The sequence below is a fragment of the Stenotrophomonas sp. SRS1 genome (genome assembly GCF_026130205.1).
Classification (GTDB): Bacteria; Pseudomonadota; Gammaproteobacteria; order Xanthomonadales; family Xanthomonadaceae; genus Stenotrophomonas; species Stenotrophomonas rhizophila_B.
Genome location: NZ_JAINFD010000001.1, coordinates 579,535 through 604,147 on the forward strand (window position 1 = coordinate 579,535; position 24,613 = coordinate 604,147).

The 24,613-nt window shown below is 67.4% G+C and carries 23 protein-coding genes; 8 read left to right on the top strand and 15 right to left on the bottom strand.

Features of this window, described 5'->3' with window-relative positions; genetic code table 11:
• Positions 1-36 precede the first annotated feature (36 nt).
• A complete protein-coding gene (locus K4043_RS02530) occupies positions 37-693 on the top strand; it encodes a DUF3313 domain-containing protein (RefSeq protein ID WP_265308081.1) in 657 nt (218 codons plus the stop codon).
• Here the strand turns inward: K4043_RS02530 and K4043_RS02535 are convergent, their stop codons facing one another.
• Both K4043_RS02535 and K4043_RS02540 read right to left on the bottom strand, forming a co-directional pair.
• Entirely contained in the window at positions 694-1,356 is a 663-nt protein-coding gene (locus K4043_RS02535) for an SDR family oxidoreductase (protein ID WP_265308082.1), read from the bottom strand.
• Positions 1,357-1,434: 78 nt separating this feature from the next.
• Complete coding sequence (locus tag K4043_RS02540) at positions 1,435-1,899, bottom strand: cupin domain-containing protein (protein ID WP_265308083.1); 465 nt, start codon at positions 1,897-1,899, stop codon at positions 1,435-1,437.
• A 199-nt stretch (positions 1,900-2,098) separates the two neighbouring features.
• On the opposite strand from K4043_RS02540, the gene K4043_RS02545 reads away from it, so the two are divergent.
• The gene (locus K4043_RS02545; protein WP_265308084.1) at positions 2,099-2,992 is read left to right on the top strand and encodes a LysR family transcriptional regulator; all 894 of its coding nucleotides are present in this window, start codon (positions 2,099-2,101) and stop codon (positions 2,990-2,992) included.
• A 13-nt stretch (positions 2,993-3,005) separates the two neighbouring features.
• Here K4043_RS02545 and K4043_RS02550 read toward each other — a convergent pair whose 3' ends face one another.
• Together K4043_RS02550 and K4043_RS02555 are read right to left on the bottom strand one after the other, a co-directional pair.
• Positions 3,006-3,983 carry a zinc-binding dehydrogenase gene (locus tag K4043_RS02550; protein ID WP_265308085.1) on the bottom strand — a complete coding sequence of 326 codons (978 nt, stop codon included), beginning with the start codon at positions 3,981-3,983 and terminating at the stop codon, positions 3,006-3,008.
• A 51-nt stretch (positions 3,984-4,034) separates the two neighbouring features.
• Positions 4,035-4,805: a hypothetical protein gene (locus K4043_RS02555; RefSeq protein WP_123729411.1), complete on the bottom strand. Its 771-nt coding sequence runs from the start codon at positions 4,803-4,805 to the stop codon at positions 4,035-4,037.
• Positions 4,806-4,921: 116 nt separating this feature from the next.
• Here K4043_RS02555 and K4043_RS02560 point away from each other — a divergent pair, with 116 nt between their 5' ends.
• Both K4043_RS02560 and K4043_RS02565 read left to right on the top strand, forming a co-directional pair.
• Complete coding sequence (locus K4043_RS02560) at positions 4,922-6,262, top strand: Nramp family divalent metal transporter (protein WP_123729749.1); 1,341 nt, start codon at positions 4,922-4,924, stop codon at positions 6,260-6,262.
• An 85-nt stretch (positions 6,263-6,347) separates the two neighbouring features.
• On the top strand, positions 6,348-7,181 hold the full coding sequence (locus tag K4043_RS02565; RefSeq protein ID WP_265308086.1) for a class I SAM-dependent methyltransferase: 834 nt from the start codon (positions 6,348-6,350) through the stop codon (positions 7,179-7,181).
• Between the two features lie 43 nt (positions 7,182-7,224).
• On the opposite strand, the gene K4043_RS02570 is transcribed toward K4043_RS02565, so the two are convergent.
• Genes K4043_RS02570 through cyoA form a run of 6 tightly spaced genes read right to left on the bottom strand, consistent with a single transcriptional unit; the run spans position 7,225 to position 12,169 of the window.
• Positions 7,225-7,782 carry an SCO family protein gene (locus K4043_RS02570; RefSeq protein ID WP_265308087.1) on the bottom strand — a complete coding sequence of 186 codons (558 nt, stop codon included), beginning with the start codon at positions 7,780-7,782 and terminating at the stop codon, positions 7,225-7,227.
• The gene (locus K4043_RS02575; protein WP_265308088.1) at positions 7,779-8,261 is read right to left on the bottom strand and encodes a copper chaperone PCu(A)C; all 483 of its coding nucleotides are present in this window, start codon (positions 8,259-8,261) and stop codon (positions 7,779-7,781) included. The genes K4043_RS02570 and K4043_RS02575 overlap by 4 nt, the downstream gene beginning before the upstream one ends.
• The gene (cyoD, locus tag K4043_RS02580) at positions 8,258-8,581 is read right to left on the bottom strand and encodes a cytochrome o ubiquinol oxidase subunit IV (RefSeq protein WP_121036963.1); all 324 of its coding nucleotides are present in this window, start codon (positions 8,579-8,581) and stop codon (positions 8,258-8,260) included. Before cyoD ends, K4043_RS02575 begins: the two co-directional genes overlap by 4 nt.
• Positions 8,578-9,216: a cytochrome o ubiquinol oxidase subunit III gene (gene cyoC, locus K4043_RS02585; protein ID WP_265308089.1), complete on the bottom strand. Its 639-nt coding sequence runs from the start codon at positions 9,214-9,216 to the stop codon at positions 8,578-8,580. The genes cyoD and cyoC overlap by 4 nt, the downstream gene beginning before the upstream one ends.
• Complete coding sequence (cyoB, locus tag K4043_RS02590) at positions 9,213-11,192, bottom strand: cytochrome o ubiquinol oxidase subunit I (RefSeq protein ID WP_265308090.1); 1,980 nt, start codon at positions 11,190-11,192, stop codon at positions 9,213-9,215. Before cyoB ends, cyoC begins: the two co-directional genes overlap by 4 nt.
• 2 nt (positions 11,193-11,194) lie before the next feature.
• Positions 11,195-12,169 (bottom strand): ubiquinol oxidase subunit II, encoded by a 975-nt coding sequence (cyoA, locus tag K4043_RS02595; protein ID WP_265308091.1) that lies wholly within the window; start codon positions 12,167-12,169, stop codon positions 11,195-11,197.
• Positions 12,170-12,359: 190 nt separating this feature from the next.
• Between cyoA and K4043_RS02600 the strand changes: the two genes are divergently transcribed.
• Positions 12,360-13,727 (top strand): PLP-dependent aminotransferase family protein, encoded by a 1,368-nt coding sequence (locus tag K4043_RS02600; protein WP_265308092.1) that lies wholly within the window; start codon positions 12,360-12,362, stop codon positions 13,725-13,727.
• Between the two features lie 19 nt (positions 13,728-13,746).
• Here K4043_RS02600 and K4043_RS02605 read toward each other — a convergent pair whose 3' ends face one another.
• Positions 13,747-14,016: a hypothetical protein gene (locus tag K4043_RS02605; protein WP_121036968.1), complete on the bottom strand. Its 270-nt coding sequence runs from the start codon at positions 14,014-14,016 to the stop codon at positions 13,747-13,749.
• A 173-nt stretch (positions 14,017-14,189) separates the two neighbouring features.
• Here K4043_RS02605 and K4043_RS02610 point away from each other — a divergent pair, with 173 nt between their 5' ends.
• The gene (locus tag K4043_RS02610) at positions 14,190-14,789 is read left to right on the top strand and encodes a TetR/AcrR family transcriptional regulator (RefSeq protein ID WP_265308093.1); all 600 of its coding nucleotides are present in this window, start codon (positions 14,190-14,192) and stop codon (positions 14,787-14,789) included.
• 96 nt (positions 14,790-14,885) lie between these two features.
• A complete protein-coding gene (locus K4043_RS02615) occupies positions 14,886-15,563 on the top strand; it encodes a type 1 glutamine amidotransferase domain-containing protein (protein ID WP_265308094.1) in 678 nt (225 codons plus the stop codon).
• 50 nt (positions 15,564-15,613) lie between these two features.
• On the opposite strand, the gene K4043_RS02620 is transcribed toward K4043_RS02615, so the two are convergent.
• The 3 genes from K4043_RS02620 to K4043_RS02630 form a co-directional block, all read right to left on the bottom strand.
• The gene (locus K4043_RS02620) at positions 15,614-16,921 is read right to left on the bottom strand and encodes a sorbosone dehydrogenase family protein (RefSeq protein WP_265308095.1); all 1,308 of its coding nucleotides are present in this window, start codon (positions 16,919-16,921) and stop codon (positions 15,614-15,616) included.
• Entirely contained in the window at positions 16,918-17,334 is a 417-nt protein-coding gene (locus tag K4043_RS02625) for a DUF2231 domain-containing protein (protein ID WP_123729422.1), read from the bottom strand. Before K4043_RS02625 ends, K4043_RS02620 begins: the two co-directional genes overlap by 4 nt.
• A gap of 70 nt (positions 17,335-17,404) precedes the next feature.
• Positions 17,405-18,334 (bottom strand): LysR family transcriptional regulator, encoded by a 930-nt coding sequence (locus K4043_RS02630; protein ID WP_265308096.1) that lies wholly within the window; start codon positions 18,332-18,334, stop codon positions 17,405-17,407.
• Between the two features lie 147 nt (positions 18,335-18,481).
• Here K4043_RS02630 and K4043_RS02635 point away from each other — a divergent pair, with 147 nt between their 5' ends.
• Positions 18,482-19,639, top strand: a complete 1,158-nt coding sequence (locus K4043_RS02635; RefSeq protein WP_265308097.1) for an alkene reductase — start codon at positions 18,482-18,484, stop codon at positions 19,637-19,639.
• A 20-nt stretch (positions 19,640-19,659) separates the two neighbouring features.
• Here K4043_RS02635 and K4043_RS02640 read toward each other — a convergent pair whose 3' ends face one another.
• On the bottom strand, positions 19,660-24,438 hold the full coding sequence (locus tag K4043_RS02640; protein ID WP_265308098.1) for an ATP-dependent helicase: 4,779 nt from the start codon (positions 24,436-24,438) through the stop codon (positions 19,660-19,662).
• Positions 24,439-24,613 lie beyond the last annotated feature (175 nt).

Below are 24,613 nucleotides of genomic sequence, written 5' to 3' on the forward strand. Positions count from 1 at the left end.
GTCGCCATGCCTTTTTCTTCGCTCTGGATACCGACCATGCCCTCGATCGCCCCCTTGTTCAACGCCCTTGTCGTTGCCATCGCCCTCACCGGCTGTGCCAGCGCCCCGCGCGTGGCTTACCCCGGCCTGCCCTCTGCCACCTACCTCAAGGCCTACGAGGGAAGCCGCGGGGACCGCCGCCCCTACGCCTACCAGTCCAATGTCCGCTGGAGCGATTACCAACGCTTCGTGCTGGAGCCCGTGGAGATCTATCCGCAGCCCGAGGCAGAGTTCGAGAAGCTCAGCGATGCCGACACACGTGTGATCAGCGACCACATGTTCCGCGCCTTTGGCGAGGCGCTCGCGACGCGCTTCGAGCCGACCCAGCAGCCAGGCCCATGCACCTTGCGCGTGCAACTGGTGCTGACCGGCGCCAAGCCAACCACGCGATTCCTGAGCACGGCGATGAAGTTCGATCTGGCCGGCGCGCCCTACAACGCCGTGCAGTCCGCGCGCGGCCGCCCTGGCGCACTCTCCGGCTGGTTGGCCTACGCGGTGGAAATCTACGATGCACAGAACAACCAGTTGCTGGCGGCGTATGTGGAGACCCAATATCCAAACGCCATGAACATCAAGGCCAGCAGCGGCCGCTTGAGCGCCGCATTGACCGGCGCGGACAAGGGGGCCGAGGCACTGATGGCCTCGTTGCGCTGATCAGGCCTGGTGGCGCGACTGCGCCCGGACCGCCTCATCGACCGGCGTCTCACCCTCGGTGAGCTCGATGATGACCCGCGCGACGCCCGGCTGCTCCACCAGCGCCACCAGCGTGGCGGCCACATCGGCGCGTGGCACATCGCCGTACGCGATCGCCGGGCCAGCCGTGACGCGGCCGGTGCCCGGCGCATCGCTCAAGGTGCCGGGGCGCAGGATCACCCAGTCCAGATCGGTCGCGGCCAGATACACATCGGCGCGCTTCTTGACCGTCATGTAATTCTCGAAACCCTCGCCCATCCCCTTGTTGCGGCCGGCTTCCGGGAATGCCGAGACCAGCAGGAAGCGGCGCACGCCCGCCTGCCGGGCGGCATCCACCGCGAGCTCCAGGCCGCGGCCGTCGATGGCGTTGGTCACTTCCACCCCTGCGCCACCGGCACCGGCCGTGAAAACAACCACGTCACTGCCGCGCATCTGGCCGACCAGCGTGCCCACGTCGGTCGCGGTGAGATCACCGGTGACCGGCGTAGCGCCGAGTGCGTCCAGTTCAGCGGCCTGCTCGGCGCGGCGATGCAGCGCGAGCACTCGATGCTGCTTGTCGGCCAACTGCTTGACCAGGTGACGGCCGACCTTGCCGGCCGCGCCGACGATGAAAACGGTACTCAAGACGGTTCTCCTGTTTCGATCGGCCTACGAGGGTACGCAGGTGGATGTGACACGACCGTCCCCATCGCGGAGCATGGTTCAGTTGCCGCTGTACTGCGCGTCGCTGACCTGCTCCATCCACGTCACCGGTGATCCATCGACCGCTTCGGCGATCGCGATATGCGTCATCGCGGTGGCAGGCTTGGCACCATGCCAATGTTTGACGCCCGGCGGGATCCAGACGACGTCGCCCGGGCGGATATCGCGCGCGGGCTTGCCCCATTCCTGCACGCTGCCCAGCCCTGCGGTGACGATCAGGGTCTGACCCAGTGGATGGGTATGCCAGGCGGTGCGTGCGCCGGGCTCGAAGGTGACGGTAGCGCCGCCGACGCGTGCAGGGGCATCGGTCTGGAACGGCGCATCGATGCGCACACGACCGGTGAAATAGTCCGCCGGGCCGGCGGCCGAAGGGGCGGTGCCCGCGCTGGTGATGCGGATCGGTGCCGTTTCGGCGGGCACGACGGCGGCCATCGAAAGCGACAGTGCGGCAGTGAACAGGTCCATGGAGGCCTCTCCTGAAGGAACGGCGGCGCCCGCCGGGGACACCCACTGTAGGCCTGCCCCCGCGCGGGCACTAGCCGCCCCGATCGGCATGCAGCCATAACTGAAGCTCATCAATCACGAAACAAAGCCGCTTGAGTTCATCAGTCGGCCGCGCTCATCATGGGCGCGCATGACTGCCATGCGCTCTTGGCCCTGCCCCATGGCCCGCGAGAATTTCAACGATCTGCAGGTGTTCGTCACCGTCGCGCGCGAGCGCAGCTTCACCCGTGCCGCGGCGCAGCTGGGCGTCTCGCAGTCCGCGCTCAGCCACACCGTGCGCGGGCTGGAAGAGCGCCTCGGCGTGCGCCTGCTGACCCGCACCACGCGCAGCGTCTCCATGACCGAGGCCGGTGAACGGCTGTACGACACCGTCGCACCGCGCATGCGGGAGATCGAGGCCGAGGTCGCCGCGATCAGCGAGTACCGTGACCGGCCCGCTGGCACGATCCGCATCACCACGGCCGAGCATGCCGCCAACACGCTCGTGTGGCCCCGGCTGTCCGCCGTGCTGCCCGCCTACCCCGATCTGCATGTGGAACTGACCATCGACTATGGCCTGGCCGACATCGTCGCCCAGCGCTACGACATCGGCATCCGGTTGGGTGGCCGCGTCGCCAAGGACATGATCGCAGTGCCGATCAGCCCGCCGCTGCGCATGGCCATCGTGGCCAGCCCGGCCTACTTCACGACGAACACCGCGCCGCAGCTGCCGGCCGACCTGGCCGCGCACAACTGCATCGGCCTGCGCCTGCCTACCCACGGCGGGCTGATGGTGTGGGATCTGGAGAAGGACGGCGAGGAAGTGAACGTGCGCGTGGATGGCCAATGGACCTTCAACGGCAGCAGTGCGATCCATCGCGCGGCGCTGGCCGGTGCGGGCCTGGCCTATTTGCCCGAGGACATGGTGCTTGATGACATCGCCGCCGGTGCGTTGCGGCGTGTCATGGAGGACTGGTGCGATCCCTTCGATGGGTACTACGCCTACTACCCCAGCCGCCGGCAATCCTCGAGCGCCATGAAGGTCGTTATCGAAGCACTGCGCGCGGACCGGTAACGCCGACCGTTGGTCAGGGGCGCAGCAGCACCTTGCCGTTGCGGCCCGGTTCCAGGCTGGCCTTGGCGGCATCGCCCACCTCATCCAGCCCGAACACGCCGTCCACCGGCAGGCTCAATCCACCGCGTGCGGCGAGCTGCAGCAGTTCGCCAACGAGGCGACGCTTGTCTTCCGGCGCCATCGCCTGGCTGACCTTGCTGCCCCAGAAGCCCTTCACCGTGGCCTGCTTGAAGATCACATCGCCCGAGCTGAGCTGCATCGGCTCGCCGGTCATCGAGCCGAACGAGACCAGCGTGCCGCCGTCGCCCAGCAACGTCATCAGCTCGCTGCTGGCGCGTCCGCCAACCGAATCCACCGCGGCGGCGATCGAGGCCTTGCCGACCTTGGCCTGCACCTGGGCCATCCAGTCAGACTGCGCGGTGGAGATGGTGTGGTCGATGCCGAGGTTGGTCATCTCGGCCACGCCGGCATCGCGCCGCACCAGGTTGATGCAGTGCACCCCACGCGCCTTGGCCAGCATCGCCAACGCCTTGCCGACCGCGCCATTGGCGGCGTTCTGGAGAATCCACTGGCCTTCCTTCACCTGCAGGAATTCCAGCAGCATCAGCGCACTGAGCGGCATGGCGATCAGCTGCGCGGCGGTGTTGTCGTCGATGCTGTCCGGCATGGGGATGACCATCCGCGCCGGCGCGATGAAGTATTCGGCCCAGGTGCCATGCACCGAGGCAGCGCTGACCCGCTGGCCGACCTTCAGGCCGTCGACGCCCTCGCCCAGCGCGTCGATGACGCCGGTGCCTTCGCTGCCACCGATAGCGGGAAGCTCGGGCTTGTAGCCGTACTGGCCACGCACGGTCCACAGGTCGTGGTTGTGGATGGGGGTGAGCACGGTGCGGATGCGCACCTCACCGGCAGCGGGGGCCGGCTGCGGCACATCACCGCCGTGCAGGACCTGGGTGGGATCGCCAAAAGTGGTATGGATCGCAGCGCGCATCAGTGGCGCTCCTTCATCACGATGTTCATGGGGGGTCTCCTGCAGAAAAAATCAACGACGATGACGGTGGGCGGCGGCGATCGCGCGCGGCTGGCGGTACGCGCGAACGCGCAGCCACACGGTCTGGATCACCACGATGATGATCAACACCAGCGCCAGGGTGGCGATGTTGGCCGCGCCCGGCAGGTCCCAGCCGGACTGTTTGACGTACATGCCGGCCAGCGCCCAGATGACGGCGGCTGGATAGGCGAAATGCCCGCGCAGCAGCTGGTTGACCACCAGCACCAGCAGGGTAGCCAGGACCAGCAGCACCAGGCTCCAGCCAAGCATGTTGTCGGTCGGCAGCCAGCGGTAGGCGACGATCACCTGGGCGGTATTGAGGTAGGCCGCCAAGGACAGCCAGCCGGCATGCAGTCCGAGCGGGTACGCCGCCCAGGCACGCTGCCCGCCCGGGGCGGTGATCGGCGAGGCGCGGTAAGCGGCTACGATCAGGCAGAGCAGGGCGGCCCAGATGATGGCCAGCGCCGGCAGGAACCATTGGTTGGAGAACACCGGCATCCAGGCGGCGGTCAGCGCGAAGCCCGCCGCGGCCCACGGGCGCACCCCGGTGATGTCCGGCTTGCGCAGGCGCAGCTGCCAGAACCCGAACAGCACATCCCACAGGAAGATCACGCCCCAGATCGCGAAGGCGTACCCGGCCGCGACCAGCAGCGTCGGGTACTGGTCGGAGATTGCACCGTTGGTCGGGCCGAACATGCCGGTCTGTGAGAACCACGCCACCACGGGCATGGCCAAGGCGGCCAACAACACGATCCAACGCATGCACCCACTCCAGCTGAAAAGAGCGGTGACGATACGCGGTTCAGGGTTAAGGCGTTGGGATGCCTCAGATTGCAAAGCCTTAGTAACTTAGCCTCTGCTATATTGCGGCCGTGGACATCCAGCGCCGCCCCGAGCATCCCCCCGCCTGGCCTTCATCGACCGGGCACACCCCCAGCCTGGGCGAAATGAACGCCAGCGTCGCGGTGCCTACGGACGGCCACTGGTGGTTCCGCCTGCTGGCGTTCCTCGGCCCGGGCTACATGATCTCGGTCGGCTACATGGACCCCGGCAACTGGGCCACGGACATCGCCGGAGGCGCGCAGTTCGGCTATCTGCTGCTCTCGGTGATCCTGCTCTCCAACCTGATGGCCATCGTGCTGCAGGGACTCTCGGCACGCCTGGGCATCGCGACCGGGCGCGATCTGGCGCAGGCCTGCCGCGCCCACTACTCGCGCCCGGTGAACCTCGGGCTGTGGCTGCTGTGCGAGATCGCGATCATCGCCTGCGACCTGGCCGAGGTGATCGGCACCGCGATCGCATTGAAGTTGCTGTTCGGCATCCCCTTGCTGGCCGGCGCGATCATCACCGCGGTGGACGTGGTGCTGGTGCTGCTGCTCATGAACCGCGGTTTCCGCGCCCTGGAAGCCTTCGTGATCGCGCTGCTGCTGGTGATTTTCGGTTGCTTTGCGATCCAGATGGTCATCGCGGCGCCGCCGCTGCAGGCAGTGCTGGCCGGGTTCATTCCGCATGCGCAGGTGGTGACCGATCCCAAGGCGCTGTACCTGGCGATCGGCATCATCGGTGCCACCGTGATGCCGCACAATCTGTACCTGCACTCCTCCATCGTGCAGACCCGCGCCTATCCGCGCACCGATGCCGGGCGCCGCAGTGCACTGCGCTGGGCGGTGACCGACAGCACCATTGCGTTGATGCTCGCACTGTTCATCAACGCCTCGATCCTGATCCTGGCCGCCGCCGTGTTCCACGCGCAGGGCCGCACCGACGTGCAGGAGATCGAGCAGGCGTATGAGCTGCTGGCGCCGATGCTCGGTGTGGGGCTGGCCTCGACCCTGTTCGCGGTCGCCCTGCTTGCCTCAGGCATCAACTCCACCGTGACGGCGACGCTGGCCGGCCAGATCGTGATGGAGGGTTTCCTGCGCCTGCGGATCGCACCATGGGCGCGGCGGCTGATCACCCGCGGCATCGCGATCGTCCCGGTAGTGGTGGTGACCGCGATCTATGGCGAGCAAGGCACCGCGCGCCTGCTGGTGTTGAGCCAGGTGCTGCTCTCGATGCAGCTGCCGTTCGCGGTGGTGCCGCTGGTGCGGTTCGTCTCGGACAAGGGCAAGATGGGGGCACTGGTGGCGCCGCGCTGGCTGATCGTGCTGTCGTGGCTGATCGGCGGCCTGATCATCGTCTTGAACGTGAAACTGCTCGTGGATGTGTGGCGGGGCTGAGGCCTGGCCACTTGACCTCAACGTTGGTTGAGGTGGCACAGTGCAGCCTCCTCATCCCACTGGCAATGCCAGACCGAGCCCTGCAATGACCGACACCTCGCAGCATGCGTTATGGAATGGCCCGGCCGGTGAGGCCTGGGTGGAGGCGCAGCGCATCCTCGATCAGATGTTCGCACCGCTCGCCACCCACCTGCTGGAGGCGATCCCACCGGGCGACGATCTGCACGTGCTGGACGTGGGCTGCGGGACCGGCGCGGTGGCGCTGGCCATCGCCGGGCAACTGGGTCCGCAGGGGCATGTCACCGGGGTCGACATCTCGGCGCCGATGGTCACGATGGCCCGAACACGCGCGCAGCAGGCCGGCCTGGCCGTGGACGTCATCGTCGCCGATGCGCAGCACCACGCCTTCCCGCCGGGCAGCCTTGACCGGATCGTGTCGCGCTTCGGCGTGATGTTCTTCGATGACCCGGTGCAGGCCTTCGGGCAGTTGCAGCGCGCCGCCAGACGGGGCGGCGTGCTGCACGTCCTGGCCTGGCGCGGGCCGGACCAGAATCCCTTCATGACCACGGCCGAGCGCGCGGCCGCGCCGTGGTTGGCGTTGCCGCCACGTCAGCCCGAGGCACCAGGACAGTTTGCGTTCGCCGATCGCGCGCGGGTCGAGCGCATACTGAAAGACAGCGGCTGGGAAGATATCGAGGTGCTGCCGCTGGACGTGATCTGCCGCATCGACCGGGCGGACCTGGCTACGTATGTGGCGTTGCTGGGGCCGGTCGGAAGCGCGCTGAGGGGGACGGATCTGGATGGAGCAACCCGCACGCAGGTGCTGGAGGCGGTCATGACGGCGTTCGCCCCTTTCATCGAGGGCGATGCAGTGACCTTCACCGCAGCCTGCTGGGAGGTGCGGGCGCGGGCGTGGTGAGCCGTTGCGGAGGGGCACCGGCCCACGGCCGGCACCCCGGCGATCATGGCAGCCGCATGCGCAGCTTCTCCACAATCGCCTGCTCGCTCATCGCGTAACCGTATACCTCCTGCAGTTGCCCGTCGGCACCGAGCAGGAACCACGATGCCGTGTGCTCGAAGGTGGCCGTCTCGCCTTCGCCGACCCGGCGATAGTTCACGCCCAGGCTCTCGGCGATGGCACGGGTGCCCGCCTCGTCGCCGGCCAGGCCCAGGAATGTCGTATCGAAGGCGGACAGGTAGTCGCGCAGATGCGCCGGGGTATCACGCTGCGGATCCACCGTGACAAAGGCGACCTGCAGGTCATCGGCGGCGGGCCCGAGCAACCGCTTGATCTGCACCGCCTTGACCAGGCTCAGCGGACACACTTCCGGGCAATGGGTGAAGCCGAAGAACAGCAGCGTCGGTTTGCCCTGCAGATCCCGTATCGCAAGCGTGCGCCCGTCGCTGCTCTCCAGCTTGACCGCAGCGAGTGCCGCCTGGCCCATCACCGGTGCCTGGCCGTCGGCGCAGCCGGCCAGCAGCGCCGCAGCCACGACGCTTGACGCCAACCAGCGCTTCATTTGGCCCCTCCATGCGCGATCAGGCCATCGCGCACGGTGAAGTCCACCACCTGGTCTGCGCCGCGGGCAAACGTGAGCGTCACCCGGACCGTCTGCCCCACCGGCAGCGGCCGCTTCGGGGTCAGCAGCATCAGGTGATACCCGCCCGGCTCCAGCGCGACCGTGCGGCCTTCCGGCAGGGCCAGCCCTTCAGGCAGCGCCTGCATGCGCATCACTTCACCGTCCATGCGCATGGCATGGACCTGCACCTCGGCGAAGGCTGAAGAGGTGGCCGACAACAGGCGGTCGGCGCCACCACCGTTATGCAGTTGCATGTAGCCGGCCGCCACGTTCGCGGCCGGCGGTGGCAGACGGATCCACGGGTTGCTGACCGACACCGTTGCCGCGGTGCGGGTCTGCGGGGCCGCGGCCACCACCGGCATCACGGAAACGGACAGGACCAGTGCGATCAGCATGGCACCGCAGCGTGACCAGCTCATGGCGCGGCCGACATCTGCATCGGCATCATGTTGAGGTTGGCGTTGTGCATCACCCACAGCGAGCCGGCCACCACGATGGCGATCAGGAACGCGGTGCACAGGAAGATGCCGGTGTTCTCGCGCTGGCTGCGCCCTGCCCCGATGTGCAGGAACAGCACCAGCTGGGCGACCAGCTGCACCACGCACAGCACCACGATGGCGGTCAGACGCAGCGGCTGCGGGACCAGATCGGTCATGACCACGCCGAACGAGGCACCGGTGAGCACCAGGCACAGCAGCAGGCCGAGGATGTAGCCCTTGAGGGTGGCGTGGCCGCTCATACGAACTCCCGCAGGTAGACGAAGGTGAACACACAGATCCAGATCAGATCCAGGAAGTGCCAGAACAGGCTCAGGCAGGCCAGGCGGCGACGCACGATGCCGTCCAGGCCGAACTTGAGCACCTGGTGGATCAGGATCGCCAGCCACAGCAGGCCGAAGGTGACGTGCAGGCCGTGGGTGGCCACCAGCGTGAAGTACGCCGACAGATACGCACTCACGTCCGGGGTGGCGCCTTCATGGATCAGCTCGGCGAACTCATACAGCTCCATGCCGATGAAGACCGCACCGAGCACGCCGGTCACGGCCAGCCAGCCCACCACCTGGTTGCGTTTGCCGGCCTGCATGCCAAGCATCGCCAGGCCAAAGGTGAAGCTGCTGAGCAGCAGCACCACCGTTTCGGAGAGCACGAAGCCAAGCTTGAACAGTTCCTTGCCACTGGGGCCATCGGCCGTCCCGTTGAGCAGCACGCCGAAGGTGGCGAACAGCACCGCGAAGATCAGGCAGTCACCCATCAGGTACATCCAGAACCCGACGACGGTCTTGTTGCCGTCGTCGTGGTGCTCATGGGCGTGGTCGTGATGACCGGCCGCAAGCTGCCCGCGCTGCGTGGCAGCGGTCAGGGTATCGCCGCTCATGCCTTGGCTCCTTCCATCTGCGCGACGTGCGCGTCTTCGATGCGCTTCACCTCAGCGGCGGGCACGTAGTAGTCCACATCACGGTCATACGAGCGCAGCACGAAGGTCGCGATCACACCGATCAGGCCAATGCCGGCCAGCACCCACATATGCCAGACCAGGGCGAAGCACAGCACCAGGCTGAACACCGAGATCACCACACCCGACGCGGTATTGCGCGGCATGTGGATGTCTTCGTAGGTGTCCTGGCGCTGCCAGGCACGGCCGTGCTGCTTGTCGTCCCAATGCTGCTCCAGCGAGGTGATCGCCGGCAGCGTGGCGAAGTTGTAGAACGGCGGCGGCGAGGACGTGGCCCACTCCAGGCTGCGCGCATTCCACGGGTCGCCGGTGAGATCCATGTTGGCCTTGCGGTCACGCACGCTGACATAGAACTGGATGAACATCGCGGCGATACCCGCGGCGATCACCAGCGCACCGATGGCCGCCACGATCAGCCACGGCTGGTAGCCCTCCACCCCGTAGTGGTTCATGCGGCGGGTCATGCCCTTGAAGCCCAGCACGTACAGCGGCATGAAGGCCAGATAGAAGCCGACCAGCCAGCACCAGAACGAGATCTTGCCCCAGCGCTCGTTGAGGGTGAAGCCAAAGGCCTTCGGGAACCAGAAGCTGATGCCGGCCAGGCAGCCGAACACCACGCCGCCGATGATCACGTTATGGAAGTGCGCGATCAGGAACAGGCTGTTGTGCAGCACGAAATCCGCACCCGGGATCGCCAGCATCACACCGGTCATGCCGCCCAGCGCGAAGGTGACCATGAAGCCGATCGTCCACAACGTCGAGGAGTGGTAGCGGATCCGCCCGCGGTACATGGTGAACAGCCAGTTGAACAGCTTCACCCCGGTGGGGATCGAGATGATGGAGGTCATGATGCCGAAGAAGGCATTGACGTTCGCACCCGAGCCCATGGTGAAGAAGTGGTGCAGCCACACGAAGAACGACAGGATGCCGATCGACGAAGTTGCATAGACCATCGAGCGGTAGCCGAACAGCGGCTTGCCCGAGAACGTGGCGATGATCTCCGAGAACGCACCGAAGCACGGCAGGATGAGGACGTAGACTTCCGGGTGGCCCCAGATCCAGATCAGGTTGACGTACATCATGGCGTTGCCGCCGGCGTCATTGGTGAAGAAGTGCATGCCGAAGTAACGGTCCATGCTCAGCAGCAACAAGGTCGCGGTCAGCACCGGGAAGATCGCCACGATCAGGATGTTGGTGATCAATGCGGTCCAGGTGAACACCGGCATCTTCATCAGGTCCATGCCCGGCGCACGCATCTTGAGGATGGTGACGATGAAGTTCAGGCCGGTCAGCGTGGTGCCGATGCCGGAGACCTGCAGTGACCAGATGTAGTAGTCCACGCCCACCGTGGGGCTGTACTCGATGCCGGACAGCGGCGGATACGCCACCCAGCCGGTCGCGGCGAAATCACCGACGAACATCGACAGCATCACCAGCACCGCCCCCACCGCCGACAGCCAGAAGCTGAGCGAGTTGACGAACGGGAATGCCACGTCGCGCGCGCCGATCTGCAGCGGCACCACGATGTTCATCAGGCCCACGATGAGCGGCGTGGCCACGAAGAAGATCATGATCACGCCATGCGCGGTGAAGATCTGGTCGTAGTGCTCCGGCGGCAGGTAGCCGGCGCTGTCATTGGCGGCGATGGCCTGTTGGGCACGCATCATCAGCGCATCGGCGAACCCACGCACCAGCATGACCAGGGCCAGGATGATGTACATCACGCCGATTTTCTTGTGGTCCACCGAGGTGATCCACTCGGTCCAGAGGTAGCTCCACTTCTTGTAGTACGTGATGGCCGCGATGATCGCCACCCCCAGCAGCAGCGAGCCCGCCAGCGCCGACATGATGATCGGGTCGTGGTAGGGAATCGCTTCGAGGTTCAACTTTCCAAGCACAATCAGTTCTCCGCGGTACGGCTGGCAGGTGCGGCCAGGCTCACGAGTTGGGTTTTCGCGCCGGGTTCTTCACCGGGCAGGCAGATTTCGTCGTCGGGCATGCCGCCATACCGGCGCAGGATGCTGTCGAACAAACCGGTGTCCACGCTGGCGAAACGCTGCATCGGTGCGCCATGGGTCGGCTTCTCCAGTTCAGCCAGGCGTGCCTGGCCCAGGTGCTGGGCAGTGCCACGCGACTGTGCCAGCCATTGCTCGAAGTCCGCCTCGGTCATCACCCGCGCATCGAACTTCATGTCCGAGAAGCCCGCGCCGCTGTACGCCGAGGACATGCCGGCATAGGTGCCGGGCGTGTGCCCGATCAGATGCAGGCGACTCTGCATGGCCGGCATGGTGTACACCATGCTGCCCAGCTGCGGCACGAAAAAGGCGTTCATCATCGACTCGGAGGTCAGCTTGAACGCAACCGGCGTATCGACCGGCATCACCAGCTCGTTGACCGTGGCCACGTTGTGGTCCGGATAGATGAACAACCACTTCCAGTTGAGCGAGACCACTTCCACGCGCAGCGGCGCCTTGTCCGATTCGATCGGGCGGTACGGGTCCAGTGCGTGGGTACTCTTCCAGATCAACACGCCGAGGACGACCACGATCAGGCACGGAATCGTCCACACCACCACTTCGATCGCGGTGGAATGCGACCAGGTCGGTGCGTAGGTGGCCTCTTTATTCGACTCGCGGTAGTGCCACGCGAAGTACAGCGTGAGGATGATCACCGGGATCACCACCAGCAGCATCAAGCCGGTGCAGACCAGGATCAGCTGCATTTCCTGCTCGGCGATGCTGCCCATGGGGTTGAACAGCTCCAGGTTCCTGCAGCCTGTGAGCAGCGGCAGCAGCGCTGCCAGGCCGAACCAGCGTCCGGCGCGGGCTCGACCGGCCAGCGTGGCGCGGCGAGCGGAGTGTGTAGCGGGGTTCATGCGTGACGGCCCTTCCAACGCAGTGCCGGGCCGGGCGGCCCGGATCATGAAAAGTGGCGAACACCCCCCTGCATGACCGATATGCATGGGGGGTGCCCGCCGCAGCCGCGTACGTTAGGCAACGACATGATCCATACATGATGCGACACACTGTCGCAGCCGCTCTCCCCGGCGCGCGTACCATGCGCGCATGGAATGGAGCTCCCTCATCGTCGACGGCCACGGGCCCGTCTACCTGCGCATCGTGCAGGCGCTGGAGCGTGCGGTCTGGTCGGGTGCGCTGCGCCCCGGCCAACGCCTGCCTGCACAGCGCGCGCTGGCGACCGAACTGGGCGTGGATCTCACCACGGTGACCCGCGCGTTCAACGAGGCGCGTACGCGTGGGTTGATCGATGCACGCGGCCCGCTGGGGTCGTTCGTCGCGCCCCCCAAGGTGGAACTGGCGCAGCTGGTGGACCTGAGCATGAATCTGCCACCCAGCCCCGGTGGCGGCCAGGTCGCGGACATGCTGCGACGTGGCCTGTCCTCGGTGCTGACCCGCAGCGATGCGGGCAATCTGATGACGTATCACGTCGGCGGCGGCAGCCGCGCGGATCAACTGGCGGCGCAGCAGTGGCTCAAGCCGATGCTCGGGAAGGTGGATGCCGAGGCACTGGTGGTCACGGAAGGCGCGCAGGCCGCGCTGTCAGCCCTGTTGCTGGCTCTCACCGACGCCGGTGACACGATTCTGTGCGAGCCGCTGGTCTACCCGGGCCTGCTGCATGCCGCGCGGGTGCTGCAGCGTCGCCTGCAGGTGGTCGAGTGCGATGCGCACGGCATGCGCCCGGATGCACTGGCGCGTGCCGCGAGGAAACACAGCGCGCGGGTGGTCTATCTCAACCCGACCGCACAGAATCCCACGGGCCACACGCTGCCGCAGGAACGCCGTGAAGCGCTGGCCGAGGTGGTGCGCGCGCAGAATCTGCGATTGATCGAAGACGACCCTTACTGGCTGCTGGAGAACCAGGCCCCTGCCCCGCTTGCGCTGCTGGCGCCGCAGCACACCTGCTACATCTCCACGCTGTCCAAATGCCTGAGCCCGGGCCTGCACACCGGCTTTGTGCAGCTGCCCGATGGCGTCTCGCGCCAAGGCGTGCTGGATGCCCTGCGCGCCGTCAATCTGATGGCCCCACCCCTGATGAACGCACTGGTGACGCAGCTGATCCTGGATGGCTCCGCGCAGGCGATGCTGAAACTGGTGCAGGACGAAGCCGCCGAGCGCCGCTATCTGGCGCAGTCGGCGTTGTCGCCACGGTTCCTGCAGCACTGCGCGGGCGTACACGCCTGGTGCCGCCTTCCCGCGCACTGGACCGATGCCAGCCTGACCCACGCCGCACGGCTGCAGGGCCTGGGCATCGCACCGTCATCGGCATTCACGCCGGAGGGCGTGGCGATCAACGATGCGGTGCGGATTTCATTGGGTGCCGCCGCCAACCGCCAGGAACTGCACCGGGCGCTGCGCCAGCTGGATCAACTGATGCATGTGGCGGCGGCGGAAAGCACGGGTTGGACGGTATGACGCCAGCCTACCGGCCCACTCAGCCTGAAACGGCTTTGGCCTGCTTCCACACGGCCTCAAACTGACTGGCGGTGATCGCGTCATCCGAATCCAGATCCAGCCAGGACAGCGGCTGATCGGACAGCGGAAAGCGTTCATCGGCCTGTCCGGTTTTGTCGGCCCAGACCAGCACGCTGCGGTAGCTCTCCACCTGCCGCACGATCACATCGCCCTGCGCCTCGAGGTAGATCGTGCCGTTGCCGATCTCGGATTCTGCGGGGTGTTTGTAGTGTTTGCGGGGCGTGCTCATGGCGGGGCGATATCTGGCAAGGAAAATGGGGCCGGGGAATATACCTTGATCTGCCCCCTCCCCGTCGGCAACCGCCGCCCGGGGACGGGGTAGTGCCGGCCGCTGGCCAGCTCCTCATAGACCACGCAAGCCGACACTAGACGACCGGTCTAATCAGGCGTACAGTGGCGTCCATGAACTCCCCCACCGCCAGCTCTCCGGTTCGCGACACCCTCCTGACCACCGGCCAGCGGATCATGAGCGCCAAGGGCTTTTCCGCGGTCGGCCTCAACGAGGTCCTCGCCGCGGCCGGCGTGCCCAAGGGTTCGTTCTACCACTACTTCGCCTCGAAGGAAGCCTTCGGCGAGGCGATGCTGGAGGACTACTTCACCGCCTATCTCGCTGATATGGACCGTATCTTCCGTCAGCCTGGACAGACCAAGGCCTCGCAGCTGGAAGCCTACTTCCGCGCCTGGCAGGACAGCCAGTCCTTCGAGGACTGCCAGGGCAAGTGCCTGGCCGTGAAGCTCGGTGCGGAAGTCGCCGACCTGTCCGAGTCCATGCGCGCCGCCCTTCAACGTGGCACCACGGGAATCACCGATCGTCTGGCGCGTGCCGTGGCAGCGGGCGTCGCCGACGGCTCAGTGACGATCCAGGACCCGCCCGACGCTGTCGCGCGCAGCCTGTACCAGCTGTGGCTCGGGACCAGCATCATGGTCAAGATCGCCCGCAGCACCCGCCCGTTTGACGACGCCGTGGCGTTGACCGCCCGCCTTCTCCATACCGCCCCCTGACAAGGGAGATGTCTCGCGCACGCCCCCATCGGCGTGTTTTTCTCGGCCCCATCACTAGACGACCAGTCTAATCAAGCACCCACAGGAGCATCACCCATGAAAGTCCTCATCGTTCTGACCTCGCACGACGAACTCGGCACCACCGGCAAGAAGACCGGTTTCTGGCTGGAAGAGCTGGCCGCGCCCTACTACACCTTCAAGGATGCCGGCGCGGAGATCGTGCTGGCCTCGCCCAAGGGTGGGCAGCCGCCGCTGGATCCCAAGAGCAACGAGCCGGACTTCAAGACCGACGCGACCCGTCGCTTTGAAGCCGACGCCGATGCCAACGCACAGCTGGCCAACACCGTCCGCCTGGACAGCGTCTCACAGGCCGATTTCGACACCGTGTTCTATCCCGGCGGCCATGGCCCGCTGTGGGACCTTGCCGAAGACGCCCACTCCATTGCCCTGATCGAGGCGTTCATCGCCGCCGGCAAGCCGGTCGCGCTGGTCTGCCATGCCCCGGGCGTGCTGCGTGACGTCAAGACTGCCGAGGGTGCGCCGCTGGTCCAGGGCAAGAACGTCACTGGCTTCACCAACACGGAAGAAGAAGGCGTGGGCCTCACCAACGTGGTGCCCTTCCTGGTAGAAGACATGCTCAAGGCCGCAGGCGGAACGTACTCCAAGGGCCCGGACTGGGGTTCCTATGTGGTTACCGATGGCCTGCTGATCACCGGCCAGAACCCCGCCTCGTCTGCAGAGGCGGCCCAGGTCCTGCTGAAGCAGCTGCGCTGAAATAACAGGGACGGAGGTAGTTATTAATTACCTCCGTCCCGGTTAAGGGGTTACTGAGCGCCGTCGCGGGTGACCCGCCAGATGGTGTTGGAGAGGTCATCGGCGACGATCAGCGCGCCACGCGGGTCGACCGTGACGCCCACCGGGCGGCCGCGGGTCTTGCCGTCTTCGCCGAAGAAGCCGCTCACGAAATCGATCGGCTCGCCGGCCGGACGGCCATTGCTGAAGGGCACGAACACGACCTTGTAGCCGACCGGCGGATTGCGGTTCCAGCTGCCGTGCTCGCCCACAAACACGCCATCGGCAAACTGCGTACCCATCACCTCGGACGAGAAGGCCACACCCAGTGCGGCCACATGCGAGCCCAGTGCGTAATCCGGGGCGATCGCCGAGGCGACCTTCTCCGGGTTCTGCGGCATCACGCGGCGATCCACATTCTTGCCCCAGTAGCTGTAAGGCCAGCCATAGAAGCCGCCCTCCTTCACCGAGGTGAGGTAATCGGGCACGAGGTTCGGGCCGATCTCATCGCGTTCATTGACCACGGCCCACAGCGTGCCGGTGCCCGGCTGGATCGCCAGCGCGGTGGGATTGCGGATACCGGTGGCGTAATCCTTGTGCGCACCGGTGGCCACGTCGATCTGCCATATCCGCGCGCGATCGATCTCCACCGCCATGCCGCGTTCGGTGATGTTGCTGTTGGAACCGATACCCACGTACAGATAACGGCCATCGGCGCTGGCGGTCATCGCCTTGGTCCAGTGGTGGTTGATCGCCGACGGCAGATCGGTCAGCTTGACCGGCGCCGCGCCCGCCTTGGTCTGCCCGTCCTGATAGTCGAAGCGCACCACCGCGTCCTGATTCGCCACATAGATGGCATTGCCGATCAGCGCCAGGCCATAGGGCGCGTTGAGATTGTCGGCAAACACCGTCTTCAGTTCATAGGTGCCGTCGCCATCGGCGTCGCGCAGCAGGGTCAGTCGATTGCCACTCTTGACCGAGGTATTGCCCTTGGCCTTGATCTTGCCGGCAATCACATCCTTCGGCTTGAGCGCGGGCGCGCTGCCGCCGCGACCTTCAGCCACCAGGATGTCGCCATTGGGCAGCATGAGGGTCTGCCGCGGGATGTTCAGATCGGTGGCGATCGCCGAAATGCGGTAGCCCTTGGGCACCGTCGGCAAGGTATCGCCCCACTGCGCCGGCTTGGCGATGGTCATGTCCGGCATCAACCCGCGATGCGGCGCGGGCATCTCCGGGCTGCCGCCGTACTGGTCAAGCGGGGGCGCCTTGCTGCTGCAGGCCGCCAGAGCGACCGCCAGCGCGGACAGCGAGAGGATCCGGAGCGTCGTCTGGCGGCTCATCGCACACCTCCCACGCGCAGGCTGGACAGTCCCACCCAGGTGGCGATCAGCGCCAGCACTGTCAGGATCACCGAGAGCACCAGGCCCGCCGGCATCACCGCCCACGCGTCGCGCGCGTGGTGGAGGCAGTTGATGAAACCCACGCCCCAGGTCACCGCCAGAATCACGACATACGCCAGGTTGCGGCTGCGACGGACCAGGCCGACGATCCCGCACAGCAAGGCGAGCGTTGTCATCACCATCGCGCCGATCAGCAGCCAGGAGGCAAAGTTCGCCCACTGGATCTCGTACGTGCTCCAGTACGCGTAGTCGGCCAGCAGCGCCGCCAGGAACAACGGCAGCACCCCGCCCAGTACAGCGGCGTGGAAGGGATGGATGACCCACGATCGGGTCAGGACAACGGTCGAAGCCATGGTGGTCTCCTGGTGAGGGGCGAATCTCACCCGATCCTGCCATCCCCGGTGTGATGGGGGTGCCCATGACTCACCGATCAGCACGATCCCAGTACGGCGGCGATCCGATCGCCTCGGTGAGGAAGGTCGACACCTCGCGCACCTTGCGTGAGCGCAGTCTGTTTTCCGGCGAGAGCAGCTGCAGATACACCCGTTCGGATTGCGGGGAGAACTCCCAGTCGCCGAGCAGCGTGACCATGCTGCCACTGTGCAGCGTTTCTGCGTTGAACAGCCAGGTGGGGAACAGCACCACGCCACGCCCGGCAATGGCCGCCGCCAGCAGCGCTTCGGCATTGTTGCTGCGCAGGGGGCCGGTCACGTTCACCGCCTTGAACGGCACCTCCGGCGAGGAACGGAAGTACCACTTCTGGATGCCCAGCTGCCCTTTGTAGACCAGACATTGATGCTGCAGCAGGTCCTCCGGCACCACCGGCGTGCCATGCGCGGCAAGGTAGGCCGGGCTGGCGGCGAGGATGTTGCGGTGGGGCGCGATGACCTTGCCGATCAGGCCCGAATCCATCAGCAGCCCGACCCGGATGATGATATCCACGCCTTCCTGGACGGGATCGATCAGCGTGTCGGTCAGGGTCAGCTCGACGATCAACTCGGGATACCGCGCCTGCAACGTATTGACGATGTGTGCGATGTGCAGCCGCCCCAGTGACTCGGGGGCGTTGATGCGGATCAGGCCCCGCAGCTCGGCATCGCGCCCTTCCAGCTGCCCGACCGCGTCATCGAGCAGGTCCACGGCGTCTCGCACCTGCTGATGGAACTGCTCGCCCGCTTCGGTCAACCGCACCGCCCGGGTGCTTCGGTAGAACAGCTGGTGCCCCACGTCCTGTTCAAGCGCCGCGATGAAGCGCGACACCGATGAGGCTGGCACCCGGTACTGGCGCGCCGTGGCCAGGAAGCTGCCGGTGGCGGCGACGGTGAGGAAATAGCGGAGGGCTTTGAGCTGCATGGCGGGCGCCTTGGAATCGTGATTGCTGTTTCAGCAATAGTCATTTGCCGAATAGCCGCATTGTGGCCGACATAGCACGCCCATACGATGAAGTGAAGCGCATGGCGAACCCGCCACGCCCCCCCCCTCGCCCCCTCAGGAACCCCCATGAGCTCCCTTTTCAATACATTCGACCTCGCGGGCATCCCGCTGCGCAACCGCGTGGTCATGGCCCCGCTGACCCGTGCACGCGCCCCGCAGGATGCCGCCGATGAGCGAACTGCCCTGTACTACGCCCAGCGTGCCACCGCCGGCCTGATCGTCAGCGAAGGCACGCCCATTTCCCGAGAGGGCCAGGGCTACCTGTTCAATCCCTGCATCTTCACGGCCGAGCAGATCGCCGGCTGGCGCCTGACCACCGATTCGGTCCATGCGCTGGGCAGCCGGATGTTCGCGCAGATCTGGCATGTCGGGCGCGTCTCGCACCCCACCATCCAGGCCAACGATGCGCGCCCGGTCAGTGCCAGTTCGAAGCTGCCGGTCGGCGCCCAGGCGTTCGGCTATAACGAGCAGGGCCAACCGGCGCTGGTCGCCGCCCCGGCGCCGCGCCAGCTGGAGACCGAAGAGATTCCGCGCATCGTGGCGGAGTTCGCGCAGGCAGCCGCCAATGCCATCGAGGCCGGCTTCGACGGCGTGGAAATCCACGGCGCCAACGGCTACCTGCACGAGCAGTTCATCAATCCGCAGGTGAATGACCGCACCGACCAGTACGGTCCGCAGTCGCTGGACAATCGCCTGCGCTTCACGCTGGAGGTGATCGACGCCGTGGTCGCACGTATCGGCGCCGCACGGACCGCCATCCGGCTCTCGCCCTATGGCCAGTTGTTCGACATGCCGCACTACCCGGAAATCGACGCCACCTATACCGCACTGATCCAGGCGATCGGGCAGCGTGGCCTGGCCTACGTGCACCTCATGGACCAGTCCGGTTTCAAGGTCGGCCAGAAATCGGTCGATGGCGCTGGCGATTCGGGCTTCAGCGGCCTGTTGCGCACGTTGAAGCCGCACCTGCCCGGGACCGCCCTCATCCTTGCCGGCGGCATGACCCGTGAGCGCGCCGAGCAACTGATCGAGGCTGGCCTGATCGACCTGGCGGCCTTCGGCACCCCGTTCATCAGCAACCCGGATCTGGTGGCGCGCCTGCAGAACGGCTGGCCGCTGGCGCCCGCCGATCGGGACACGTTCTATGGTGGCGGCGCCACCGGGTATATCGACTACCCGGCGTACGCCCCGACCCACGCACAGGCAGCCTCCGAGGCCGCCTGACGGAATTCGCATCTCCCTGCTCATCCTTCCCAGCTGATGCCTTTGGGCGCACTGGAGAACCCGGCGGCCCGCAGTGCGTCCATCGTTCCATCGCGCCGCGCCGGCGCATCGTTGATCAGCTCCACCGTGAACGAGATGCGCCGCCCCCGCCGCAGTGCACCGACCAGCGCCTGCGCCGCGGCAGCCGTCGTGCCGGTCAGGGACACATCGTCCGCATCGAAGAACGTCAGCAGCTGGCGGCCCCCCTGGGCCAGGTACATCAACAGGCGCCCACCGCCGATCACCACCACGGCGCCGGCACGTCGCACCGGCCGGACCGCCGAGCCGTGCACCGGCCAGGGCACCACGGTACCGAACGGGTTGGCCGGGTCCACCGCGGACAGCCCGATCGCCACCTCGCCAGCACCGGGCCGCAGGGCATCGGCGACGCCACGCAGTCGATCCACGATCAGGCGATCGGCGAACTGGGCCCCGCCCAGCCCTTCCACGAAGCGCCCCCGCAGCACCCGGCCCGCATCCTCCATGCCGCGATACACCTGTTGCAGCGCCGGGAAGCCGCCGGCGATCCCTTCGGCCATCGCGGCCCCGCGGGTCACGATGCCGTGCCGGTCCAGCAGCCCCTCGGCCAGCGCCACCGCGCGCGCCGTGTCACTGATCGCCTCACGCTGCAACAGCGACCAGCGCCCGGCCAGCGCGGGGGCCGCAAAGCTGGCGATCACGGCCGGCGCGCCGTCGGCCAAGGGCGTGTCGTGCATCGGGATGCCACGGACGCGTCGACCGCGCCGCGAGCCGCGCGCGACCCGCGGCCGTGGCGCGCGGGCCCCGGCCATGCCACGCAGCGGCGCCCACAGATCCGTGGTCAGGTGCCCCGACCAGGCCAGGCCCCACAAGGCGTCGTGCAGCTGCGCGGCGGTGATCTCCATGGGCGGGTTGCCGGTCCGCGCCCCGTGCGTGCCCACCGCGGTGGCCAGCTGGCGCGCGAAGTACGCACCCCCGTCGGCCAGCACCTGCAGCAGCGCGTCCTGCAGCGGCGACAGCGCGGTTGCCCCCGCAAGCGCGGGCAGCGTTTCTGCCGCGAATTCCTGCAGCTGCAGCGAGACCAGGCCATCCTCCTCGCCAAGCCGCCCGTGCCCGGCCCACACCACGGTGCCCGTAGCGAGCAGCTCATCGAGCATCGCCGGCGCGTAATCGACCACGCGCGCGGGCAGAACCTGCTGTTCCCACACCGACGCCGGCAATGCCACGCCCGCCAGGAGTTCCACCACGCGCAGCACGCCGTCGATGCCCTCCAGCGCACCCGGCCCGCGGTGAGTGATGCCACGTGCAGCCTGTTCGGCATCGGCCAGCAGCCCATGCCGCTCCAGCAACAACAGGGCATAGGCGTCGCGCGTGACCGGCCGGGTCGCCTCGCGTGCCGCCTGCAGCGAGCGCACCCGCAACCGACGGAATACCGCCTCACCCACCCATTCGTGACGGGCCAGCGGCGCCGGCTCGGCGGCCGCGCCGACGGCCTCGGCGTCGCGACGCGCCACACCGAAACGACCCTTGAGCAGCCTGCCCTGCGTCTCCAGCTGCGTGAGTGCCGCATCGGCCACCGCCACGCCCAATCCGAACGCGGCCGCCACCTCGGCCGTGGTGAACGGCGCATGGGTACGCGCATATCGGCCCAGCAGCTCGCCCAGCGGGTCCGATGAGGCCTGCAGGAAGGTCTCGGGGATGCCGCGCGCAAGGGTGACCCCCAGCGCATCGCGCAGGCGCGCGGCATCTTCGATGGCCGCCCAGTGCAGGCGGCCGGCGATCTGGACCTGGATCGCACGCCGCTCCGCAGCGAGATCGTGCAGATGCCCAGCAGGATCGTCATCGACCCGCCGCAGCGCCATCGCTTCATCGGTGAGCGGGCCCAGTTCGCGCAGCAGATCGGCCGCCCCTTCCTTGCCGCGCGCCTGGCGGTCGGGCGCCAGGCGCTGCAGCTCGCTGCCCACCTGCTCCACCACGGCCGCATCCAGCAGTTCGCCCAGATCGACCTGGCCGAGCAGATCCCCCAGCACGCCGCTGTCCAGTGACAGCACCGACGCGCGTCGCTCGGCCAGTGGCACATCGGTGCCGTACATGAACTCGGCGACGTAGCCGAACAGCAGATTCGCCGCGAATGGCGACGGCACCTCGGTGGTGACATCGGCGATCGCCACGCGGCCGTCGGTCAGCCGCTGCATCAGCGCCCCCAGCGCATCGAGATCGTAGACGTCCTGCAGGCACTCACGCGCGGTCTCGATCAGGATCGGGAACTCGGGATAGCCCTGCGCGATGGCCAGCAGTTCACCGGCGCGCAGGCGCTGCTGCCACAGCGGCGAGCGACGACCCGGCGTGCGCCGCGGCAGCAACAACGCGCGTGCGGCACATTCGCGGAAGCGCGCGGCGAACAGGGCCGAGCCGCCCACGGCGCGCGTGACGTCGCTGCGCAGCCGCTCCGGCTCGAACAGGAACAACTCCGCCCCCGGCAGGCGCCCTTCCGCGTCGGGCAGCCGGGCGATGATGCCGTCGTCGCTGGCCACCACCGCCGGATCCACCCCCCAGCGTTCGCGGATGCGCGCGGCCACCGCCAGCGCCCAGGGATCGTGTACGCGCCGCCCATAGGGGGAATGCAACATCAGCCGCCAGTCACCGGCCTCATCGCGGCAGCGCTCCAGCACCAGCGTGCGATCGGTGGGCAGCACGCCGGTGGCTTCACGCTGTTCGGCCAGCAGGCCGGCGATGTTGGTGATCGCGTTGTCCGCCAATCCGCAGGCCTGCAGCCGCTCCCGCAGCCCGGCCGGCATGCCCGCTTCGGCAACACCGGCATCCAGCGCACCGATGAAGGCACCCACCGCCTCGCCCAGTTCGGCCGGGCGGCCTACGCCCTCACCGCGCCAGAACGGCAAGCGGGCCGAACGCCCCGGTGCGGGAGTCACCACGACCTGGTCATGGGTGATCTGCTCGATCCGCCACGAGGTGGCCCCCAAGGTGATCACATCGTTGACCCGTGATTCGTGGACCATCTCCTCATCCAGTTCACCGACCCGGCGCGATCCGGCACGCTCCTCGCCTTCCGGAAGCACCACGCCGAACATGCCGCGGTCCGGGATGGTGCCCCCGCTGGTGACCGCCAGCTGTTTCGCGCCCGGCCGCGCGCTCAGCGAACCGGTGTCGCGGTTCCAGACCAGCCGCGGGCGGAAGCCGGCGAAATCATCGGAGGGATAACGCCCGGCCAGCATGTCCAGGGTGGCATCGAACGCGCTGCGCGGCAGCGAACGGTACGGCGCGGCACGCCGTACGCGCGCATACCAGGCGTCCACGTCCAGTGTCTCCATCGCCGCGGCGGCCACTGTCTGCTGGGCCAGTACGTCCAGCGGATTGCGCGGCGGATCGATCGCTTCGATCTCACCGGCCAGCATGCGCTCGACCGCCACGGACGCATCGATCAGGTCGCGCCGCGTGCGTGGGTAGACCAGGCCAGTGGAGATGCCCCCGACCTGATGGCTGGCCCGCCCCACCCGCTGCAGCGCACTGGCGACCGAAGGCGGCGCGGCGACCTGGATCACCAGATCAACCAGCCCCATGTCGATGCCCAGCTCCAGGCTGGAGGTGGCCACGACACAGCGCAGCTCGCCGGACTTGAGCGCCTGTTCGATCTCGCGGCGCTGTTCCTTGGACACCGAGCCATGGTGCGACCGGGCGATCAGCGCGTCCGCTCCGGCGGCCCGCCCGGCGGTGCCGCCGTTGAACGACCCGTAGTGCTCGGGGGCAGCCGCCGCCGTCGAGGCAAGCGACGGGAGCTGGCCACGGGCGACACGGTCGGCATGCAGTTCATTCAACCGGGCAGTCAGCTTTTCGGCCACGCCCCGTGAGTTGGCGAACACGATCGTCGAACGTCGCGCCAGCACCTGGTCCAGGATGCTGGCCTCCACATGCGGCCAGATCGAGCCGACCCGGCCGGCGGAGGCGGGTGCATCGGCGACAGCGGGATGCGGCGGAATGTCGGCCATGTCCTCGACCGGCACCACGATCCGGACCTCCAGCGCCCGCTGCGACGGCGGATGGACCACGCTGACCGGACGGTCGCCGCCGAGGAACCGCGCGACCTCCTCCACCGGGCGCACCGTGGCCGAGAGCCCGATGCGCTGCGCGGGCACCTGCAACAAGGCGTCCAGGCGCTCCAGGCTCAACGCCAGGTGGGTGCCGCGCTTGCTGCCGGCCACCGCGTGGATCTCATCGATGATGACGGTATGCACGTCGCGCAACGTCTCGCGCGCCTGTGAGGTGAGCATCAGGAACAGCGATTCGGGTGTGGTGATCAGGATGTCGGGCGGACGCCGCAGCAGCCGCGCCCGCTCCGCCGGGGTGGTGTCGCCGGTGCGGATCGCGACGGACAGGGTGACCGCCGGATTGCCGCGCCGCTCGCGTTCGGCGCTCACCCCCTGCAGGGGCCTCTGCAGGTTGCGCTCGACATCGGCGCCGAGCGCCTTGATCGGCGAGAGATACAACACACGGGTGCCGCGCTTGGTGGACGTCGCCGTCGCCGGCCGTCCACCGCCCTGCTGCTCACCGCTGCGGAACAGCTGGTCGATCGCGTGCAGGAACGCAGCCAGGGTCTTGCCCGAGCCGGTCGGCGCGATGACCAGGGTGTGCTGGCCGGCGCTGATCGCCGCCCAGGCATGGTCCTGCACTGGCGTGGGCGCAGCGAAGGCGGCCGTGAACCAATCGCGCGTGGCCGGGGTGAAGGTGGCCAGTGCGCCGGGGGCGGGGTCGTTCGAGGTGGGCATGGATCCGGATGTCGTGGGGCGCTCGCCCAGCGACGGCCGCGAGCGCAATGGAACCAGACTAGGGTATGCCGCGTCGGGCATCCGTCAATCGGCGCGGGACCGACGTGTCTGCGGCTGGCACCACCCGCCCCTGAGCCCCCGCCACTCGTCCCTTCATCACCGACATCCGGCCCCA

What these genes read in the sequence shown, in the direction of transcription:
- K4043_RS02615 (WP_265308094.1), top strand. Translation starts at nt 14,886, where the DNA reads ATGAAAGTCCTCATCGTTCTGACCTCGCACGACGAACTCGGCACCACC.
- K4043_RS02630 (WP_265308096.1), bottom strand. Translation starts at nt 18,334, where the DNA reads ATGCAGCTCAAAGCCCTCCGCTATTTCCTCACCGTCGCCGCCACCGGC.
- K4043_RS02570 (WP_265308087.1), bottom strand. Translation starts at nt 7,782, where the DNA reads ATGAAGCGCTGGTTGGCGTCAAGCGTCGTGGCTGCGGCGCTGCTGGCC.
- K4043_RS02620 (WP_265308095.1), bottom strand. Translation starts at nt 16,921, where the DNA reads ATGAGCCGCCAGACGACGCTCCGGATCCTCTCGCTGTCCGCGCTGGCG.
- K4043_RS02640 (WP_265308098.1), bottom strand. Translation starts at nt 24,438, where the DNA reads ATGCCCACCTCGAACGACCCCGCCCCCGGCGCACTGGCCACCTTCACC.
- cyoD (WP_121036963.1), bottom strand. Translation starts at nt 8,581, where the DNA reads ATGAGCGGCCACGCCACCCTCAAGGGCTACATCCTCGGCCTGCTGCTG.
- K4043_RS02565 (WP_265308086.1), top strand. Translation starts at nt 6,348, where the DNA reads ATGACCGACACCTCGCAGCATGCGTTATGGAATGGCCCGGCCGGTGAG.
- K4043_RS02605 (WP_121036968.1), bottom strand. Translation starts at nt 14,016, where the DNA reads ATGAGCACGCCCCGCAAACACTACAAACACCCCGCAGAATCCGAGATC.
- K4043_RS02550 (WP_265308085.1), bottom strand. Translation starts at nt 3,983, where the DNA reads ATGCGCGCTGCGATCCATACCACTTTTGGCGATCCCACCCAGGTCCTG.
- K4043_RS02625 (WP_123729422.1), bottom strand. Translation starts at nt 17,334, where the DNA reads ATGGCTTCGACCGTTGTCCTGACCCGATCGTGGGTCATCCATCCCTTC.
- K4043_RS02555 (WP_123729411.1), bottom strand. Translation starts at nt 4,805, where the DNA reads ATGCGTTGGATCGTGTTGTTGGCCGCCTTGGCCATGCCCGTGGTGGCG.
- K4043_RS02540 (WP_265308083.1), bottom strand. Translation starts at nt 1,899, where the DNA reads ATGGACCTGTTCACTGCCGCACTGTCGCTTTCGATGGCCGCCGTCGTG.
- K4043_RS02575 (WP_265308088.1), bottom strand. Translation starts at nt 8,261, where the DNA reads ATGAGCTGGTCACGCTGCGGTGCCATGCTGATCGCACTGGTCCTGTCC.
- K4043_RS02530 (WP_265308081.1), top strand. Translation starts at nt 37, where the DNA reads ATGCCCTCGATCGCCCCCTTGTTCAACGCCCTTGTCGTTGCCATCGCC.
- K4043_RS02610 (WP_265308093.1), top strand. Translation starts at nt 14,190, where the DNA reads ATGAACTCCCCCACCGCCAGCTCTCCGGTTCGCGACACCCTCCTGACC.
- K4043_RS02545 (WP_265308084.1), top strand. Translation starts at nt 2,099, where the DNA reads ATGGCCCGCGAGAATTTCAACGATCTGCAGGTGTTCGTCACCGTCGCG.
- cyoC (WP_265308089.1), bottom strand. Translation starts at nt 9,216, where the DNA reads ATGAGCGGCGATACCCTGACCGCTGCCACGCAGCGCGGGCAGCTTGCG.
- K4043_RS02600 (WP_265308092.1), top strand. Translation starts at nt 12,360, where the DNA reads ATGGAATGGAGCTCCCTCATCGTCGACGGCCACGGGCCCGTCTACCTG.
- cyoA (WP_265308091.1), bottom strand. Translation starts at nt 12,169, where the DNA reads ATGAACCCCGCTACACACTCCGCTCGCCGCGCCACGCTGGCCGGTCGA.
- K4043_RS02635 (WP_265308097.1), top strand. Translation starts at nt 18,482, where the DNA reads ATGAGCTCCCTTTTCAATACATTCGACCTCGCGGGCATCCCGCTGCGC.